Origin of the sequence: Pseudomonas sp. SWRI50 (assembly GCF_014269095.1) — a bacterium.
GTDB lineage: Bacteria > Pseudomonadota > Gammaproteobacteria > Pseudomonadales > Pseudomonadaceae > Aquipseudomonas > Aquipseudomonas kermanshahensis.
In genome coordinates this window covers 79,512-97,933 of record NZ_JABWRW010000009.1, presented here as the reverse complement: position 1 = coordinate 97,933, position 18,422 = coordinate 79,512, and the positions used below count along the sequence as shown (strand labels likewise).

The following is an 18,422-nucleotide window of genomic DNA, read 5'->3' as shown; positions in this document are numbered from 1 at the left end:
AGGATTACTTATGCGTCACTTCAAATACGTGCTGGCAGCACTGCCGTTCTGCGTACTGGCTGGCTGCGGCAACGACGCGCTGGATGGCACCTACGAGGCCACGACCAGCGTGATGGGCTACAGCGCAGGCAAGCAGACGGTCGAGTTCTCCAGCGACTACATCATTGCCGCAGGCAACAAGATCAAGGTCGACGAGTGGGAGCGCAAGGACGACGTGGTGGTAGCCCGTGATGCCAACGGTGTCGCGCTGATCAACGTCCGCGTGCTGGACGGCGGCAAGCGCCTCGAGTCGATTGGTGGCAACAACATGGCCAAGCAAGTGTTCGTGCGCGTCGACTGACCCTACCGGGCCGCTCTGCGGCCCATCGCCACTGTTTACGGCAAACGTTTAGCTTTACCGGCCTTCATTGGGGCTGCTGCGCAGCCCATCGCAGGCAAGCCAGCTCCCACAGGGTGAGCGGGGCTCTCGACAATTACGCCTTCCCTGTGGGAGCTGGCTTGCCAGCGATGGGCCGCGCAGCGGACCCATTGGGCTTAACTGACTGGCATTAGGGTAAACTCGCTCCCCCGTTCAAAACCTGACCTGAAGCAACGCCTCTTCCCCCATCCGCCACTATGCTGATCCGGGCATTCTCTCAAGCTCACTCAGACAGACACGGAGGTGTTTATGAAAGCTGCTGTCGTTGCCAAAGGGCGTCGCGTGGACGTGGTGGAGAAAACACTGCGGCCGCTGGCGCACGGTGAAGCGTTGCTGAAGATGCAGTGCTGTGGCGTTTGCCATACCGACCTGCATGTCAAGAATGGCGATTTCGGCGACAAGACGGGTGTGATTCTGGGCCACGAAGGGATTGGCGTGGTCGTGGAAGTGGGGCCGGGTGTCACGTCGCTCAAGCCGGGTGACCGTGCCAGTGTGGCGTGGTTCTTCCAGGGCTGCGGGCACTGCGAATATTGCAACAGCGGCAACGAGACCCTGTGCCGTGAGGTGAAAAACTCCGGCTACACGGTCGACGGTGGCATGGCCGAGGCGTGCATCGTGGTGGCCGACTATGCGGTTAAAGTGCCGGATGGGCTGGATTCAGCGGCCGCCAGCAGCATCACCTGCGCCGGCGTGACCACCTACAAAGCGGTGAAATCATCAAATATCCGCCCTGGGCAATGGCTGGCCATTTACGGCCTTGGCGGCCTGGGCAACCTCGCCCTGCAGTACGCCAAAAACGTCTTCAACGCCCGTGTCATTGCCATCGACGTCAACGATGATCAGCTGGCCTTCGCCCGCGAAATGGGCGCCGACCTGGTGGTCAACCCGCGCGACGAAGACGCCGCGAAAGTCATCCAGGCCAAGACCGGGGGCGCCCATGCTGCCGTGGTCACGGCAGTGGCCAAGAGCGCGTTCAACTCTGCAGTGGATGCACTGCGCGCGGGCGGTCGCCTCGTAGCTGTGGGGCTACCGCCAGAAGCCATGAGCCTGGATATTCCACGCCTGGTACTCGACGGAATCGAGGTTGTCGGTTCGCTGGTCGGCACCCGCCAAGACCTACACGAAGCCTTCGAGTTTGCCGCCCAAGGCAAGGTGGTGCCGAAGGTGACCCTGCGCCCGATCGAAGACATCAATGACATCTTCGAAGAGATGCAAGCGGGCAAGATCAAAGGCCGCATGGTGATCCAATTCGCCGATTGAAGGCTGCTGCCTGCCCAAATGAAGCCGGCCCGCGTGTGCGGGCCGTTTTCAGGGTGGGTTCAAGCCGATCGCTGGGTCCGCAACAGTAACGCCGCCACCGCGCAGCCTATCAGCGCCAGGCACGCCAGGTAGAACGCATCGCTGTAAGCCATCAGGTAGGCCTCGCGTCGAATGGTCGCCGCCACCCCCTCCAGCGCCTGCTGCTGGGCCGGCAGCCAGCTCTGCACGGTTTGGCTGATGCGCTCCTGAACGCTGGGCGCAAACACCGTCACATGCTCGTGAATGCGCTCGCTGTGGTAACGCTCGCGCGTGGCCACGATCTGCGTCAGCGCGGCAGTGCCGATGGCGCCCCCGAGGTTGCGCAGCATGGAAAACACCGCTGAAGCGGAGCCCGCTTCTCGCTTTTCCAACCCCGCCACCGCCAGTACCGACAGCGCCACCATGATGAACGGCTGGCCAATGCCGCGTACCACCGTGGATGGGATGATGACGTTGTCGGCGCTGTCGACTGTCAGGCTCGCGCCCAGCCAGCAGCCGGCAGCCATGATCAGAAAACCGCTGGCCACCATGAACTTGGCGCTGGTCCAGGCCATCAGCCGTGGCATCAATGGCGCCAGCAGCAGTTGCACTACGCCATAGGCGATCAGCGCCACCCCCACGTCGCGGGCGCTGTAGCCCTGCAGTTGGGAGAGGTAGTTGGGCACCAGGAACACCAGGCCAAAGGTAGCCCCGCCAAAGATGAACATGGCAACGCTGGCCACCCCGAAGTTGTACCGCCCCAGCAAGCGCAAATTGATGAACGCGCGCTGGCCGTACAGCTGCGTATAGACGAACACCGCCAGCGCCAGGCCGGCGATGATTGACATGCCGACGATGAATGTCGAACCGAACCAGTCCAGCCGGCCGCCTTCTTCCAGCACGATCTGCAGGCCGCCCAGGCCAACGACCATGGCCGTGATGCCCAGCCAGTCGCCACGGCGCAACAGGGTCAGTTGCAGGGGTTTGGCCTCGATCGACCAGGCGATGGCGAGCAGCAAGGCGATACCGGGGAACAGCTGCAGGTAGAAGATCCAACGCCACGAATAGACATCGGTCAACCAGCCGCCAATGGAAGGGCCGGCCGCCTGGGCCACGCTGTTGGCCAGGCTGAACAGGGCCATGCCCATGGCCATCTTGCTGGCGGGCAGTTCGGTGATGATCAGCTGGAAGGAGAGGGGGATCAGCACGGCGCCGGCAGCGCCCTGAATCACCCTGAGGGTGATCATCGCCTCAAGGTTGGGGGCCCACGAGCAGGCGATTGACGCCAGCAGGAAGATGAACGAACCCGTCCACATCACCCGGCGCATGGAAAACACTTCGACCAGCCAGGCCGTCAGCGGAATCATGACGATTTCCGCCACCAGGTAGGCGGTGGAAATCCAGGAGCCTTCCTCGAAGCTCGCGCCCAGCGAGCCGCGGATCTCGGGCAGCGCCGCGCTGGTAACGTGCACGTTCATGCCGGCCATGAAGCAGCCGAGCAGGCCGCCGAACACGGCCACCCAGGCGCGTAACGGTACGCGTTGCTCATTGCTCATCGGCAGGCTCCACGGGGCGTGTGTCGACCGTGGTCACCACCGACATGCCGGGCAGTATCTGCAGGCCGTCTGCCGGCCGGTCGAGGACGATGCGCACCGGAAAACGCTGGACGATCTTGGTGAAGTTGCCGGTGGCATTGTCCGATGGCAGCAGTGCGAAGACGTTACCGGACGCCGGCGAGAAGCTGGCCACGTGGCCTTGCATAGGCTGGCTGGAAAAGCTGTCGACACGGACCTGCACCGGTTGCCCTGGGCGCATGTGTGCCAGCTGGGTTTCCTTGTAGTTGGCAACCACGTAGGTCTGCTGCAACGGCACCACCGCCAGCAGCGGCTGCCCAGGCATCACGTACTGCCCGGCGCGCACACGGCGCTGGCCGACCACGCCGTCGATGGGCGCGCGCAGGACGGTGTCCTGTGCATCCTGGTCGGCCAGCGCCTGCCGGGCCTGGGCACGGCTCAGGCCTGCTGCTTGTTGCTTGATCTCGGCATCGGCCGCCAATGCCTGTGCCTTGGCCATCGCCAGCTGCGAGCGTTGTTCACGCAAATGTGCCTGCGCGCCTTGCAGCGCGGCACCGGCTTGCACGGCGTTGGCGTGGGCGGCTTCCAGGCGCTGCACGGTGGCTGCGTCATCGCGCGCCAAGCCACGGTAGCGCTGCATGTCCAGCTCGCTGCGCTGGCGCTCGGCGCTGGCACTGTGCACAGCCGCTTCAGCCTGGACGATGGCCTGCTGCTGCTGGTTGATGCGTTCGGCGGCCACGTGCTGGCGTGCCTGGGCGGCGGCCAACGCTGCGTGCGCTTCGGCCACGCCGGCAGTGGCCTGGTCGAGGCGGGCGCGGTAGTCGCGGTGCTGCAGGCGTACCAGCACATCGCCGGCTTTGACGGCCTGGTCGTCCTCTACTTCCACCTTGGCCACATAACCGGCCACGCGCGCGCTCAAGGCCACCCAGTCGGCACGCACGTAAGCGTCATCGGTGGTTTCCAGGTAGCGCCCCGTGGTCAACCAGTACCCGCTGAATGCCAGCGCTGCCAGCACCGTCAGGCCACCACCGGCGTACAGCGCCAGGCGGCGACGGGTAGGCCTGGGGGCGGTGGCAACTGCCTGGGCCTGGTCATCGGGCAGCGGGTTCTTGCTAACGGCAACATTCATGATTGGCTTCCAGTCTCGGGGGTGGAGCGGTGGACCTGGCTTGGGGCCGGTGCTGGTGACGACTGCCAGCGCCCGCCGAGGGCGCGGAACAGGTTGATCTGGGCACGCGCCAGGCGGCCTTGGGCCTCGACGTGGCTGGCCCTGACCTGGATCAGGTCGCGCTCGCTGTCGAGCAACGCCAATGCATCAACAGTGCCTGCCTGATAGTTGCGTTGCGCAAGGGCAAAGCCACGCTCGCCTTGCGCCAGGGCCGCACCCAGGGCCAAGGCCCGTTGGCGCTCACCCTCAAGGCGCGCCAGCGCCTGGCGCACATCCTTGAGGGCCGCCAGCGCTACCCCGCGGTAATGAGCGACCTGCGCGTTTTGCAAGGCCTGGGCCTTGTTCACCCGTGCCCGGTTGGCTTTGATATTGGGGAATTCCCAGCTGATCAACGGCCCGATGGCAAACATCACCGCGCGGCTGTCACCCAGGTTGGCAAGGTGGTGGTCCGACGAGGTCAACGAGGCACCGAAGCTGACTTTCGGATACAGGTCGGCCTTGACGATATCGACTTCCAGGGCGGCAGCCTGCAGTTCGCGCTCGGCCTTGCGCACGTCGGGCCGGCGTTCGAGCAGGCGCCAGGCGTCGCCAGCGGGCAACGGCGCGGCGAGGGTCGGCATGCGCTGGCAGGTGTCAGTGTCGTCCGTGAGCGTTGTGGGGTCCTGGCCACTGAGCATGCTCAGTTCGTACAGCGCCATCTGCCGACGTGCCTCCAGCATCGGCAGTTGCGCCCGCACCTGCTCGCGCAACCCCAGCAGGCGCACGCTATCGAGCTCCGTAGCGACCCCGGCCTGCCGCTGGCGGTCGCTGAGCTGCACACTGCGCTCTAGGGTGCTCAGGGACTGCCTGGCCGCGGCGATGCGGGCACTGTACACACACTGGTCGATGTAGGCCCGGGTGGTCTGGCTGACCACGTGCAGCTGCACCAGGTCCAGGGCATCGCGGCTGGCCTCGGCCTGCACCCGCGCCCGCTCGATGGCGGCGCGCACCTGGCCCCAGACATCGACCTGGTAAGCCAGCTCGATGGCCGGGTTGAAAGCCCATTGCGACGGCGCATGGCTGTCGGTCGCCTCGGCCAGGGTCTGGTCATCGGCGCTCTTGCCATAGCTCGCGCCCATGCCAATGGAGGTGGACGGCCAGCGCCGGGCATCGAACTCGCCAATGCCGGCGAGCATGGCCTGCACATTGGCTTCGGCCTGCGCCAGGTCCTGGTTGTGCGCCAAGGCTTGCACCACCCAGGCATTGAGCTGCGGGTCGTGGTACAGCGCCCACCAGCGCGCGGGCAGCGTCTGGTCGCTGACGCCGGCAGGCAGGTGCAGTGCAGGGGTTGCCTGGTATGCAGTGGGGGGCACAGCGTTTGTGGGGTGCCCGGTGCAAGCCGTCAGCACGCCGAACAAACCGAGGGCGGCGGCGCGCCCGGCAGGGCAGGAAAGGGATCGTATTGGCATCACGCAAAGTCGTATGAGGGGTCGTGAAGCCAGCTTATCGAGGGGTAGGGTGGCCCCGCTGCCGCAAGCGGGACAACCGTGCGCGCAACTGGGACAACCTCAGCCTCGGCGGTCAGTGCGTGGGCGCGGTGCCGGTGCCGAGCACGCTGATTTGCCAGGCGCTGGGGTTGTAGCCAAGGATGCGCTTGAACATCGCGGCGAATGCGCTGGCGCTCTGGTAGCCGTGCTCCAGCGCCACGTTCAGGATTGGCTTGCCATCGGCCAGGCACTGCTGGCTGAGGATCATGCGGGTGCGGGCCCGCCACTCGCCATACGACATTCCCACCTCACGCTGAAACAACCGCGCCAGGGTGCGGGCACTCATGCTCAACTGCGCGCCACACTGCTCCAGCGTCAGGTCCTGGGCCGGGTCTTCGAGAAACCCCTCGCACCAGGCGCGCAGCCGCGCATGCTGCGGTACCGGCACATAAGCGTCGATGCGCTCGGCGGTCTCCAGTTCACGCTGGATCAGTGCCCGAACGTGCTCGCCCAGCGGCTCGTCGCGTTGCAACATCCGTGACCCCGCCAGGATCAACTCGCGCAGCAGGCCGGAGACCGCGATCACATGGCAGCGAGTCACGTGCGACCCCAGCAGCAAGGTGCGCATCGACACTTCGCCTTGCATGCGCACTTCGTGGCTCATGCCGGCTGGTATCCACAGCGCCTGCCCGCGCGGTATCACCCAGTTGCCGCCATCGCTGTACACGCGCATCACGCCGTTGGCGGCATACATCAGTTGATCTTCGGCATGGCAGTGGCTGGCAACCACTTCGCCGTGTCGGTAGTCCATTCCCAAAGCTTGCATGCCAATCTCCTCGGGCCGTGTGGGGCGAGCAGGGGTAACAATTGGATCCAATGCTATCGCAAGGCAGTCAGGCGGGGTTGCTAAGTGTTCGCGTGCAACGCAGAAATATGCGCATGAATTGCGCTCAGGGTGTAAATCGTGGCTGTTCGTGGCGGGTTGGCCAGCCCTGGTGATGCTGGACCAGGAAGTCCACGAACACCCGCACCCGTGCCGGCATCGCCGGGCCACCGACGAATACGGCGTGTATCGGCTCGCGGTCGCCGGGGTTGTAGGCTTCCAGCACGGGCACCAGTTGCCCGTTGTTGAGGTCATCGGCCACTGTGAAGGTGCCGATGCGCGCGATGCCGGCCCCCAGCCTGGCGAATTGGGCCAGTGCCTCGCCGCTGCTGCACTCCAGGTTACCGGTGACTTTCAGGGCAAAGGCCTGCCCGTCCCGGCAAAACGGCCAGTCCGCTTCAGCGCGGCGGAAGTTGAAGCGCAAACAGTTGTGGCGGGCCAGGTCTTCAGGTGCCACGGGGGTACCGCAGCGTTGCAGGTAGTCGGGCGATGCGACGATCACTTGGCCGGTGTCGCCAATGTAGCGGGCGCTCAGCGAGCTGTCCGGCAGCTGGCCGAAACGCAGCGCGACATCGGCCTGGCCGCCGGCGATGTCGACCACTTCGTCGCTGAGCGTAAGGTCGACCAGCACTTGCGGGTACAGGGCGCTGAACTGCGCCAGCAAAGGCACCACCGTCAGTCGCGCATGGCCCAGTGCGGCACTGACTCGCAGCCGGCCCCGCGGTACACCTTGGTCGGTGATGGCATCCTCGACCTCATCCAGGTCGGCCAGGATGCGCCGTGCGCCGCGCAGGTAGGCGTCGCCCTCTGGGGTCAGCGTGATGGCGCGGGTGGTGCGCAACAGCAGGCGAGTGCCTAGGCGCTGCTCGGTACGCGCGATGATCCGGCTGACCGCCGACGGCGTCAGCCCCAGAGCCCGCGCCGCCGCAGACAAGCTGCCTTCTTGCGCCACCTTGGCAAAAATCTCCATCTCTCCAGACCTTCCGGTGAAGTCCATTTGTGCCTCATGCGCAAAGGTGGTTGGCAAAAATGCAGACTAGTGCCCGCATGAAACGGATCGTAGCATTTAAGGCACAGATAAGGAGCCGTTTCATGCGCATCAATCCACCCCTCGTCGCACTCGCCATCGGTGCCTTTGGCATCGGCGTCACCGAGTTCGCCCCCATGGGCATGTTGCCCAGTATTGCCACTGACCTTGGCGTGTCGATCCCCGCAGCCGGGCTGCTGGTCAGTGCCTACGCTCTCGGCGTGCTGATCGGTGCCCCGCTGATGACCTTGGCCACCGGCAGGGTGCCACGGCGTTACCTGCTGATCGGGCTGATGGCCATTTTCACCCTGGGTAACCTGATGTCGGCCCTGGCGACCGACTACGCGAGCCTGATGGTTGCCCGCGTGGTGACCTCGCTCAACCATGGCGCGTTCTTTGGCATTGGCTCGATCGTCGCGGCCAGCGTGGTGCCCCCTGAAAAACGGGCAGGGGCCGTGGCGGCCATGTTCATGGGGCTGACACTGGCGACCATCGGCGGTGTGCCGCTGGCCACCTGGTTTGGCGAATTGCTGGGGTGGCGTACGGCCTTCTGGGGCATTGCGGGCCTGGGGCTGATTGCGATGACGACACTGTGGTACGCACTGCCTAATGTGCCGCTGCCGAAAAGCGATGGGGTAATGGCCGAGATCCGCGTGCTGGGCCGTGGCCCGGTACTGGCGGCGCTGGCACTGACCGTGGTGGGTTCCAGTGCGATGTTTACCGTCTTTACCTACATTGCGCCAATCCTGCACAGTGAAGCCCAGGCCTCCACACCGTTCATCACCGCCATGCTGGTGTTGTTCGGTATTGGCCTGACGCTGGGCAACGTGTGGGGTGGCAAGGCGGCGGACCGTTCGGTTGACCGCACGCTGATCGTCTCGTTGGCGGTGCTGATTGCCGTGTTGCTGGTGTTCCCGCTGTTGATGCCCTGGGCACTGCCTACCGCACTGGCGGTGCTGGTGTGGGGCGCTGCCAGTTTTGCCCTGGTACCGCCGCTGCAGATGCGCGTGATGGAGGCCGCCAAGGAGGCGCCCAACCTGGCGTCTGCGGTGAATATCGGGGCGTTCAACCTGGGCAATGCGATCGGTGCCGCGCTGGGTGGCGCGGTGATCAATGCAGGGTTGGGTTACCCGGCGATTTCCCTGGCGGGTGCGTTGATGGCGGGGTTGGGCCTGGTGATGGTGTTGCTGTTTGCCTGGCGCTCGCGGGCCGTCCAGGCCTCACCGCTGGCCACGTTTTAAGGGTGTAGGAGCAGCCTTGCGCTGCGAAGAGGCCGGTGGCAACACCGTGGATCTTCGCTGCGGGTACGGGCCTCTTCGCAGCACAAGGCTGCTCCTACCTCAATCGCGCCTGCCGCTAGTACGCAGCGTCCAGTGCAATCTCCACCCCTTCAAATTCCGCCATCGCATCGCGCATCGCTTCGCAAAAATACGCCCGCGAAGCCCGGTCAAACAGCAGTTGCAAGGCAGGCACCGCTTCACGCCCGACATTCACCACGATCACATTGATCCGCGCCGCCGATGTCTGCGCCACGGCCCCGACCGGGAACGCCTGGGCACGCAGGTCAACCCCGCATAGCTTGGCCATCACTGCGCTGCAATGCTGCCCCGACAGCTGCAGCCAGGCGTGGCTGTCCTGGCGCGGCAGCAGGTAGTTGCGCTGGGCGTCCTGCACCCAGTCGGCCTCTTCGGCGGCAATCCGCGCCCCTTGGTCGGCGAAACTGCCCAGCAGCAGGTATTCGGTGGCCGACAGCCGCGCCACCCAGCTACCGTCGTCCTGGCGCAGCGCCTGGTTGGGCTGTGGCGGCAAACGATAGCCGCGTGCTTGCAGGTAGGCCGCGCTGTCGGCGCCACGAAAACCCACCCGCGCCAGGTCGGTCAGGTCGGTCAGCGCGCAGGTCAGCAGTGGCTCGGCCTGTGGCTGGGGAGAGAAGCACTGTTCTGTCTTCAGGCTAGTCATGGCTCACAGCTCCTGGCGCAGGTTGTCGGGATCATGGAAGGGCAGTTGCACCACCTTGGCATTGACCATCACACCGCCCTCCACGCGGATTGGGATGTGCATGCCGGGGGTGGCTTGGTGGGCGCCGGCGTAAGCCAGGCCGATGATCTGACCCAGGGTTTGCGAGTACTCGCACGAGGTGACGTTGCCACTGATGTCCGGGCCGTCCAGTACCAGGTGGCCTTCCAGTGGCTGCGGGCTGCCCTTGGGCAGCGTGAACCCGACCAGCTTGCGCTTGAGCGGCTGCGCTTCGAGGATCTCGATCGAGCGCTTGCCGACGAAGAACGGTTTCTTGCGGCCGATCGCCCACTGCATGTCGATTTCGGCGGGGTGGGTCATGCCATCGGTGTCCTGGCTGATGATCACATGGCCTTTTTCCAGCCGCAGCAGGCGCTGGGTCTCGACCCCGAACGGGCGAATGCCCAGCCCGGCGCCTGCTTGCATCAAGGCGTCCCACAGGCGTTCGGCATGGCGTGCCGGCACATGGATTTCATAGCCCAGCTCGCCGACGAAACCGACCCGCAGGATGCGCGCCGAAATACCCGCCACCTTGCCCAGGCGTACGCCCAGGTAAGGGAAGGCCGCGGCCGACAGTTCCACCCCTTCGCACACCTTGGCCAGCACCTGGCGCGACAAGGGGCCAGCCAGGTTGACGGCGGCCAGGGCGGCGGTGACGTTGGTGATGTCGACGTCCAGGCGCCACTGCGCGTTCCACTTGAGCATCTGCTGGTAGATACGGTCGACGCCACTGGTGGTGGCGCTGACATAGAAGTGCTGCTCGGCCAGGCGGGCGCACACGCCGTCATCGATCACCACGCCGTGCTCGTTGGTCATCAGTGCATAGCGGGTGCGGCCGATCGCCAGTTTGGCGAAGCCGAAGGTGTATAAGCGCTCGAGCAGCTCGGCCGCGTCCGGGCCGCGCACGTCGAGGCCGCCGAGGGTGGAGACGTCGATCAGCCCGACCTTCTCGCGCACATGCCGCGCTTCTTCCTGCATGCAGCGTTCGCGGTCCTCGGGTTTGCCGTAGTAGGCCGGGCGCTGCCAGATGCCGGCGGGCATCATTTTCGCGCCTGCTTGCAGGTGGCGACGGTGCATCGGTGTTTGCCGATAGGGGTCGAATGCGCGGCCCGCCACATGGGCCAGTTTCTCGGCCTGGAACGGTGGCCGTGCTGTGGTCACGCCGGTTTCGCTGATGCTGCGGCCCGTGGCCTGGGCCACTAAGCGCGCGGTGGGCAGCGCCGAGTGACGGCCTTGGGACGGGCCCATGCCGACCGTGGAAAAGCGTTTGACCAGTTGCACATCGCGATAGCCGCTGCGGGTGGCGTTGACGATATCGCGCACCTGCAAGTCTTCGTCGAAGTCGACAAAATCCTTGCCCTTGGGGTGCGGGAAGATCGGCCACGGATGATTGACCTTGGCCTCTGCGACGAAGCTTGCCTGCGCAGGGGCCTCCAGGCCAAGCGCCGCCAGGGCCTCGCTAGCTGCGCGTGTGGCGTCCGTGAGCACATTGCTTAGCACATGCCGGCCGTTCACCGAGCCTGCGATATCCAGCCCGGCCGGCAGGTTACTGAGGGTGAACTCGTCGCGGTTGACGTCATAGGCCAGCTTGCCGCCAGCCTGGCACAGCAGTTGGTACACCGGCATGTAGCCGGCCGACATGCACAGCAGGTCGCAAGCCAGGCGCAGGCCATGGTCGCCGACCTTGCCCTGGCCGGTGATCGGGCGGATATCGACGCCAGTCACATGGCGCATGCCCTTGTCGTGCAGGGCTTCATAGACGGTGCTGCCCAGATGAATGGGGATATCACGCCGTTTCAATTCGGCAGCCAGCGCGGCATCGGCGGGCGCGGCGCGCATGTCCACCAGGGCGGCAATGGCCACACCTTGCTCCTGCAGGTCGAGCGCGGCCAGGTAGCCGTCATCGTGCCCCGTGAGGATCACCGCCCGTTGCCCCGGCTTGACCGCGTAGAGCTTCATCAGCCGTTGCGCGGCGCTGGTCAGCATCACCCCGGGCAAGTCGTTGTTGCGAAACACCACCGGCTGGTCGAACGAACCCGCCGCCACCAGGCAGCGCGTGGCGCGTACCTTGTACAGGCGCTTGTGCTGTATCACCGGCAGGTAGTTGTCGGTGAACCAGCCGTTGCAGGTGGCCTCAAGCAGCAGGTGGATGTTCGGATGGCCCTCGACAGCCGCCAGCAGCTCCTGGCGCAGGCTGGCTGCGCGGGTGCCGGCAATGTCGAAGCGGGCGTAGGTCAGCGAGCCGCCCAGCACCGGCTGTTGTTCGATCAGCAGCACCTTGGCCCCGGCGTTGGCTGCGTCCAGCGCCGCGCGCAAACCGGCAGGGCCGCCGCCGATCACCGCCACATCGACGAACAGATAGACCTTATCGTAGTACTGCGGCTTGAAGCCGAGGTCCAGCACGCCGAGGCCGGCCTTCTTGCGGATCAGCGGCTCCCAGACCTTCCATATGCCCTTGGGCTTGTAGAACGAGCGGTAATAGAAACCGACCGGCATGAACCGCGAAAACGTGCCCAGGTAGGCGTCGCGGTCATGTTCCAGGCTGCCGTTGAAGTTCTGCCCCTCGACCACCTGGCCATCACGCGCCGCCTCCATGTCGGCCAGCACGTTGGGTTCGTCGGGCAGTTGCACCAGGGTGTTGGCATCCTGCCCGGCGAGGCTCAGCGGGCCACGTGGACGGTGGTACTTGAACGAGCGCGACAGCAACCAGCGGCCGTTGCCGAGCAGGGCGCTGGCGATACTGTCACCGGCAAAGCCTGAGCAGGCCTGGCCATCGAAGTTGAAACGCAGGGGCCGCTCGCGGTCGATCAGCAGGCCCATGGGCGCGGGGAGGCGAGTGTGGCTGTTCATCCGGCGATCTCCGGGGTGGCGGCGGGGGTGAAGTCGACGCGGCGGTCGAACCGTTCTTTCGGGTCGAAGGTGCGCAGCACCTGGTCGCTGACGGTGTGGCGCTCGGCCAGGAACCAGTAGCTGGAGGCGTTGTGCAGCCACCACTCGATGACCACACCGGCGTGGTTGTCGCTGTTGAACACGTAGTCGGCCCATTCGGCATCGCTGCAGGCGGCCGGGTCGGGCATGTGCTTGAACTCGCCGCCGTAGGTGAATTCGCTGATGTTGCGCGGGCCGTTCAAGGGGCAGGTCAGGATCTTCATCGTGCGTTCCTTTCAGTGGCTGGCGGCGGTCGCGCCCATTTCGTTGACTTGCTGGAAGCGGCTGAAGCGCTCCAGGGCGAAGGGCGCGATCATCTCTGGCACCTTGCCGCCACTGGCGACCAGCTCGGCCATGGTCTTGCCGCAAATTGGCGTGGCCTTGAAACCCCAGGTACCCCAGCCGGCGTCCAGGTAGTAGTTGTCGACCGGCGACAGGCCCATGATCGGGCTGTAGTCCGGCGTCATGTCGGTCATCCCGGCCCATTGGCGCATCAGCTTGGCGTTGGCCATGAACGGGAACATCTCGATGGCTTGGGCCAGTAGGCTTTCCTTCAAATCGAGGGTGGAGCGGGTGTTGTACAACGGGTAGGGGTCGGAGCCGCCGCCGAAGACGATCTCGCCACGGCTGGTCTGCTGCACGTAGCAGTGCAGTGCTGACGAGCTGACCAGCGGATCGAGAAACGGTTTGAACGGCTGGGTGACCATGGCCTGCAGCGGGTAGGTGTGGATCGGCGCACGGATGCCGGCCTTGGCCATCAACAGCGAACTGGCCCCGGCCACGGCCTGCACCACGCAGCCGCACTGCACCGTGCCGCGGTTGGTCTTCACCGCTTCGATGCGGCCATTGCGGATCAGCAGGTCCTGCACCTCGGTCAGTTGATGAATCTCGACCCCGCGCTTGGCGGCCTGCTTGGCGTAGCCCCAGGCCACCGCGTCGTGGCGTGCGGTGGCGCCGTCGATGTGCCACAGCCCGGCCAGCACCGGCAGGTGGCCGGGGTCGAGGTTCAGGCTCGGCACCAGTTCGCGGATCTGCTGGCGGTCGATCATCTCGGTGCGCCCGCCAAAGTGCTTGTTGACCTCGGCACGCTGGCGGAAGGCGCGCACGGTGGCGTCGGTGTGCGCCAGGGTCAGCTGGCCGCGCTCGGAGTACATGATGTTGAAGTCGAACTCGTTGGACAGGTTCTGGAACATCCGCACCGATTCTGCGTAAAAGCGCACGCCTTCACTGGTGAGGTAGTTGGAGCGAATCACCGCCGTGTTGCGTGCGGTATTGCCGCCGCCCAGGTAGGCCTTTTCCAGCACCGCGACGTTGGTGATGCCATGGTACTTGGCCAGGTAGTAGGCGATGGCCACGCCGTGGCCGCCGCCGCCGATAATCACTACGTCGTAGCGCGGTTTGAGTTCGCAGGGTGGCGGCAGGTCGACCTCCACCGGGTAGTCGGCGCTCAGGCCGTATTTCAGCAGGGCGAAAGGCATGCGGTGCGCTCCTGTTGGGCGGCCTGTTGTTGCAGGTCGAGGGCGAGCAGGGTGTTTTTCATCAGGTAGGCGATGGTCATCGGGCCGACGCCACCGGGCACTGGGGTGATGCCGGCGACCTGGGGCAGGGCGGCGGCAAAATCGACGTCGCCGACCAAGCGGCTGCGGCCGTCTTCATCGATGCGGTTGATGCCGACGTCGATCACCACTGCGCCGGGCTTGAGCCAGTCGGCGCCGATCAGGCGCGGCTTGCCCACCGCAGCAACGAGGATGTCGGCCTGGCGGCACAACGCCGGCAGGTCGTGGCTGCGCGAGTGCACCACGGTCACCGTGCAGTCGGCTTGCAGCAGCAGGGCGGCCATGGGTTTGCCGACAATGTTCGAACGCCCCACCACCACCGCATGCTTGCCGCGCAACTCACCGCAAGCATCGCGCAACAGGCGCATGCAGCCACTGGGGGTGCAGGGGGTGAGCACGTCGCGGCCCTGGGCCAGGCCGCCGACGTTCTCGCTGTGGAAGCCGTCCACGTCCTTGAGCGGGCTGATGGCTTGCAGCACGCGGTGCGCGTCGATGTGTGCCGGCAAGGGCAGTTGCACGAGGATGCCGTTGACCGCGTTGTCACGGTTGAGCCGGTCGATCAGGGTCAGCAGGTGGGCTTGAGACGTGTCTGCCGGCAGGCGATGCTCCAGGGAGCGGATGCCCACTTCCTCGGCGCGCAGCACCTTGTTGCGTACATACACCTGGCTGGCGGCGTCGGCGCCTACCAGCACCACGGCCAGGCCTGGTTGCACACCGCCCTGGCGCAGGGTATGCACCTGCTCGCGGACCTCGGCCAGCACCCGCGCCGCCGTGGCCTTGCCGTCGATCAGCTTGACGCTGGGGAGGGCATTCATTTGAAGATCACCGTGCGGTCGTGGTTGAGGAACACCCGGTGTTCCAGGTGGTACTTCACCGCACGCGACAGGGCGATGGTCTCGGTGTCACGGCCGATGGCTACCAGGTTGTCAGGGGCGTAGGCGTGGTCCACGCGCTGCACTTCCTGCTCGATGATCGGCCCTTCGTCGAGGTCGCTGGTGACGTAGTGTGCGGTGGCGCCGATCAGCTTGACCCCGCGTTGGTAAGCCTGGTGGTAAGGCTTGGCCCCTTTGAAACCGGGCAGGAACGAATGGTGAATATTGATCGCCCGGCCCGACAGTTGCCGGCACAGGTCGTCGGAGAGGATTTGCATGTAGCGCGCCAGCACCACCAGCTCGGTGCCGGTGTCCTCGACGATGCGCATCAGCGCGGCCTCCTGCTCGGCCTTGGTTTCTTTGGTTACTGGCAGGTAGACGAAACGGATGCCCTGGCGTTCGGCCATGGGGCGCAGGTCCAGGTGGTTGGAAACCACGGCAGTGATGTGCATGTCCAGTTCGCCCTTGGCGTGGCGGTAGAGCAGGTCGGACAGGCAGTGGTCGAACTTGCTGACCATCAGCAACACACGCATCGGCCGGGCGCTGCTGTGCAGGCTCCATTGCATGTCGAAGCGCTGGGCGACGTCGGCAAAGCCCGCTTCCAGTTGCGGCGTGTCACCGCTGACACCGGTGTTGTAGCGGAACACGGCGCGCATGAAGAAGCGGCCATTGTCCTCGTCGTCGAACTGCGCCATCTCGCTGATGTAGCAACCTTGCTCGGCCAGGTAGGTGGTCACCGCGGCGACGATGCCGGACACGGCCGGGCAACTGACGCGCAGGATGAAATGATCGGGAGCGGGATGCATGTCGGGGCCTCGTGGTGGAGTGGGGCAGGTCGGGCACAAGGGCAAAGGGATTCGCGGGATGGCGAAGGGTGTTTCTTGTTAGGAATATAAATTTCCTTTAGGCGATTTATAGGCGAAGTGATGGGTTGAGGTCTAGCGCTTTGTGAAATTTTTTTGCCTGACAGGAAATAAATTGGATTTTGAGGCACTGGGGCTACTGTGCAGCCCATCGCCGGCAAGCCCCACAAGAACCGCGCATTCTCGTGGGAGCTGGCTTGCCGGCGATGGGGCGCGCAGCGGCCCTTTTGGCCCTAACAGGTTCGAATTGGGGCTTGATGGCGAAGAAGGCTATGCTTGCCCCATGAGCACACCACCCAACCTTCGCCAACCGTGCCCCCCTGGCGCCTGTAACTGCGGCCGCGAGCACCTGGCCGAGCAGCCGTCAGCGGCGCAGCGCATCCTCCTGCTCACGCGGCAGGAGGAGAAGCGCCTGCTTGAGCGGTTGGAGAACCTCAAAGACCTGGATGACCTGCAGCGCCTGCAACAGCGGATGTATGAAAACCTTGGCATCCGTGTGCACATTGCCCCGGGGTTCAATGAGGTGCGGACCATGCGCGGGATTGTCATCGAGCTGGATGAACAACCGGGGCTTTGCCGCAAGACCCGGCAGTTGATACCGGCGGCGATTCGGCGGGGGTTGGAGCGTAATCCGCAGGTGGCTTATCGGTTGTTGGATGACCATGACTTGCTGCGGGGGGCGTGAGGGGATGGGTGACAGGGCATGTCATGCCGCCAACCAACCCCCTAATTTTTCCGCACCGCCTTACGTCTACTTGAGAACCGTCCTACGCCAAGCGCGTACCGGCACCTATCACTCAAGGAGACAGGCAATGACTTCCGTATTCGACCGCGACGATATCCAGTTCCAGGTAGTGGTCAACCACGAAGAGCAGTACTCGATCTGGCCCGACTACAAGGCAATCCCCAATGGCTGGCGAGCAGTAGGCAAGAGCGGCCTGAAGAAAGACTGCCTGGCCTACATCGACGAGGTCTGGACCGACATGCGCCCGCTGAGCCTGCGCCAGAAGATGGCCGAAGCCGCAGCGCAGTGACCTCGATGAACCTGCTGTGCCTGCCGTATTCCGGGGCCAGCGCCATGGTTTACAGCCGCTGGCGGCGCAAGCTGCCGGCCTGGTTGCAGGTGCGGCCGGTGGAGCTGCCTGGGCGCGGTGCGCGCATGGGCGAACCGCTGCAGACCGACATGCAGGCACTTGCGCGGCAATTGGCGGCCGAGCAACGCCTGGCCGCCAGCGCGCCGTATGCCTTGCTCGGTCATAGCCTGGGCGCGCTGCTGGCCTTCGAGCTGGCCCATGAGCTACAGGCGCTGGGGTGTGCGCCGCCGTTGGCGTTGTTCGCCTGCGGCACCGCCGCCCCCACCCGGCGCGAAGACTACGAGGGTAAGAATTGGCGCGACCCAAAGCGCGACGATGAGCTTATCAGCGAATTGCGCGAACTCAACGGTACGCCAGAGGAAGTGCTGGGCAATGCCGAGTTGATGAGCCTGACCTTGCCGATCCTGCGCGCCGACTTTTTGCTGTGCGGCCGCTATGCCTATCGTCAGCGGCCAGCGTTGCAATGCCCGCTGCACGTGCTGGGCGGCGAAGACGACCGGGCCAGCGAGGAGCAACTGCTGGCCTGGCGCAAGGAAACCCTGGGCGACTTTTCGTTGGAAATATTCCCCGGCAGCCACTTCTTCATCCACGAACACGAAGACCGTGTGCTCGGCGTGCTGGCCGCGTCGCTTGAGCCACATCGGCTTTCGGCCTGATTGACGTCACCGCTTGCCTGGGGGAGGCTAGGCCTTTTCCCAGGCAAGGGGCAGACAATGCTGATCGATCCACACAAGGCCACGCTGCTGGTCGTCGACATCCAGGAAAAACTCATCGGCGCCATGAGCGACCCCGAAGGCACTCGGGCGCGAGCGCGCTGGTTGCTGGCGGCGACTGCGGAGCTGGAACTGCCGACGGTCATTTCCGAACAGTACCCCAAAGGGCTTGGCCCTACCTTGGCGGAACTGACCGCTGCAGCGCCTGCTGCCCAGGTAGTGGAAAAAAGCCATTTCTCCTGTGTGGCCGCCGAGTGCTTGCCGGCCAGTTTGATGGGACGTGAGCAGGTGATCGTCTGCGGTATGGAGACCCACGTCTGTGTGCTGCAAACTGTGCTCGGCCTGCTGGCGTTGGGCAAGCAGGTGTTCGTGGTCGAGGATGCCTGTGACAGCCGCACCGCAGCCAGCAAGGCCGCGGGCCTGGCGCGCATGCGCGCAGCCGGGGCGCACATCGTCACCCGTGAGATGGTGCTGTTCGAACTGATGGGCAGTGCCAGCCACCCGCAGTTCCGCCATATCAGCAAGACCTACCTGGTCGGTGAGCAGCCCTGAACGCGCGGTTACTG

The 18,422-nt window shown here is 65.0% G+C and carries 18 protein-coding genes; 7 read left to right on the top strand and 11 right to left on the bottom strand.

Going from position 1 to position 18,422, the window contains the following annotated elements; translation table 11 throughout:
• Window positions 1-10: 10 nt before the first annotated feature.
• Together HU750_RS12245 and adhP are read left to right on the top strand one after the other, a co-directional pair.
• Entirely contained in the window at window positions 11-340 is a 330-nt protein-coding gene (locus HU750_RS12245) for a hypothetical protein (RefSeq protein WP_027596171.1), read from the top strand.
• Window positions 341-667: 327 nt separating this feature from the next.
• A complete protein-coding gene (gene adhP / locus HU750_RS12240) occupies window positions 668-1,678 on the top strand; it encodes an alcohol dehydrogenase AdhP (protein ID WP_099428906.1) in 1,011 nt (336 codons plus the stop codon).
• Window positions 1,679-1,737: 59 nt separating this feature from the next.
• Here adhP and HU750_RS12235 read toward each other — a convergent pair whose 3' ends face one another.
• The 5 genes from HU750_RS12235 to HU750_RS12215 form a co-directional block, all read right to left on the bottom strand.
• Window positions 1,738-3,252 carry a DHA2 family efflux MFS transporter permease subunit gene (locus HU750_RS12235; protein ID WP_186679872.1) on the bottom strand — a complete coding sequence of 505 codons (1,515 nt, stop codon included), beginning with the start codon at window positions 3,250-3,252 and terminating at the stop codon, window positions 1,738-1,740.
• Window positions 3,242-4,399 (bottom strand): HlyD family secretion protein, encoded by a 1,158-nt coding sequence (locus HU750_RS12230; RefSeq protein ID WP_186679855.1) that lies wholly within the window; start codon window positions 4,397-4,399, stop codon window positions 3,242-3,244. The genes HU750_RS12235 and HU750_RS12230 overlap by 11 nt, the downstream gene beginning before the upstream one ends.
• Window positions 4,396-5,886 carry an efflux transporter outer membrane subunit gene (locus HU750_RS12225; RefSeq protein WP_186679850.1) on the bottom strand — a complete coding sequence of 497 codons (1,491 nt, stop codon included), beginning with the start codon at window positions 5,884-5,886 and terminating at the stop codon, window positions 4,396-4,398. Before HU750_RS12225 ends, HU750_RS12230 begins: the two co-directional genes overlap by 4 nt.
• A gap of 112 nt (window positions 5,887-5,998) precedes the next feature.
• Window positions 5,999-6,730: an AraC family transcriptional regulator gene (locus HU750_RS12220; protein ID WP_186679847.1), complete on the bottom strand. Its 732-nt coding sequence runs from the start codon at window positions 6,728-6,730 to the stop codon at window positions 5,999-6,001.
• Window positions 6,731-6,854: 124 nt separating this feature from the next.
• Window positions 6,855-7,784 carry a LysR family transcriptional regulator gene (locus HU750_RS12215; RefSeq protein WP_186679845.1) on the bottom strand — a complete coding sequence of 310 codons (930 nt, stop codon included), beginning with the start codon at window positions 7,782-7,784 and terminating at the stop codon, window positions 6,855-6,857.
• Window positions 7,785-7,879: 95 nt separating this feature from the next.
• Here HU750_RS12215 and HU750_RS12210 point away from each other — a divergent pair, with 95 nt between their 5' ends.
• Window positions 7,880-9,055 carry an MFS transporter gene (locus HU750_RS12210; RefSeq protein WP_186679842.1) on the top strand — a complete coding sequence of 392 codons (1,176 nt, stop codon included), beginning with the start codon at window positions 7,880-7,882 and terminating at the stop codon, window positions 9,053-9,055.
• Window positions 9,056-9,170: 115 nt separating this feature from the next.
• Here HU750_RS12210 and HU750_RS12205 read toward each other — a convergent pair whose 3' ends face one another.
• Genes HU750_RS12205 through purU form a run of 6 tightly spaced genes read right to left on the bottom strand, consistent with a single transcriptional unit; the run spans window position 9,171 to window position 15,992 of the window.
• Window positions 9,171-9,773, bottom strand: coding sequence for a sarcosine oxidase subunit gamma (locus HU750_RS12205; protein WP_186679840.1), 603 nt, complete (start codon window positions 9,771-9,773; stop codon window positions 9,171-9,173).
• A 3-nt stretch (window positions 9,774-9,776) separates the two neighbouring features.
• Window positions 9,777-12,680, bottom strand: coding sequence for a 2Fe-2S iron-sulfur cluster-binding protein (locus tag HU750_RS12200; RefSeq protein WP_186679836.1), 2,904 nt, complete (start codon window positions 12,678-12,680; stop codon window positions 9,777-9,779).
• The gene (locus tag HU750_RS12195; protein ID WP_186679833.1) at window positions 12,677-12,982 is read right to left on the bottom strand and encodes a sarcosine oxidase subunit delta; all 306 of its coding nucleotides are present in this window, start codon (window positions 12,980-12,982) and stop codon (window positions 12,677-12,679) included. The genes HU750_RS12200 and HU750_RS12195 overlap by 4 nt, the downstream gene beginning before the upstream one ends.
• A gap of 12 nt (window positions 12,983-12,994) precedes the next feature.
• Complete coding sequence (locus HU750_RS12190) at window positions 12,995-14,236, bottom strand: FAD-dependent oxidoreductase (protein ID WP_186679831.1); 1,242 nt, start codon at window positions 14,234-14,236, stop codon at window positions 12,995-12,997.
• Window positions 14,218-15,129 carry a bifunctional methylenetetrahydrofolate dehydrogenase/methenyltetrahydrofolate cyclohydrolase FolD gene (folD, locus tag HU750_RS12185; protein WP_027596183.1) on the bottom strand — a complete coding sequence of 304 codons (912 nt, stop codon included), beginning with the start codon at window positions 15,127-15,129 and terminating at the stop codon, window positions 14,218-14,220. Before folD ends, HU750_RS12190 begins: the two co-directional genes overlap by 19 nt.
• On the bottom strand, window positions 15,126-15,992 hold the full coding sequence (gene purU / locus HU750_RS12180; protein WP_027596184.1) for a formyltetrahydrofolate deformylase: 867 nt from the start codon (window positions 15,990-15,992) through the stop codon (window positions 15,126-15,128). Before purU ends, folD begins: the two co-directional genes overlap by 4 nt.
• Window positions 15,993-16,332: 340 nt before the next feature.
• Here purU and HU750_RS12175 point away from each other — a divergent pair, with 340 nt between their 5' ends.
• The 4 genes from HU750_RS12175 (at window position 16,333) to HU750_RS12160 (ending at window position 18,408) form a co-directional block, all read left to right on the top strand.
• Entirely contained in the window at window positions 16,333-16,734 is a 402-nt protein-coding gene (locus HU750_RS12175; protein WP_186679829.1) for a hypothetical protein, read from the top strand.
• A 127-nt stretch (window positions 16,735-16,861) separates the two neighbouring features.
• Window positions 16,862-17,083, top strand: a complete 222-nt coding sequence (locus HU750_RS12170) for an MbtH family protein (protein ID WP_003256222.1) — start codon at window positions 16,862-16,864, stop codon at window positions 17,081-17,083.
• On the top strand, window positions 17,080-17,799 hold the full coding sequence (locus HU750_RS12165; RefSeq protein WP_186679826.1) for an alpha/beta fold hydrolase: 720 nt from the start codon (window positions 17,080-17,082) through the stop codon (window positions 17,797-17,799). The genes HU750_RS12170 and HU750_RS12165 overlap by 4 nt, the downstream gene beginning before the upstream one ends.
• 57 nt (window positions 17,800-17,856) lie before the next feature.
• Window positions 17,857-18,408 (top strand): hydrolase, encoded by a 552-nt coding sequence (locus HU750_RS12160; RefSeq protein ID WP_027596187.1) that lies wholly within the window; start codon window positions 17,857-17,859, stop codon window positions 18,406-18,408.
• Window positions 18,409-18,422 lie beyond the last annotated feature (14 nt).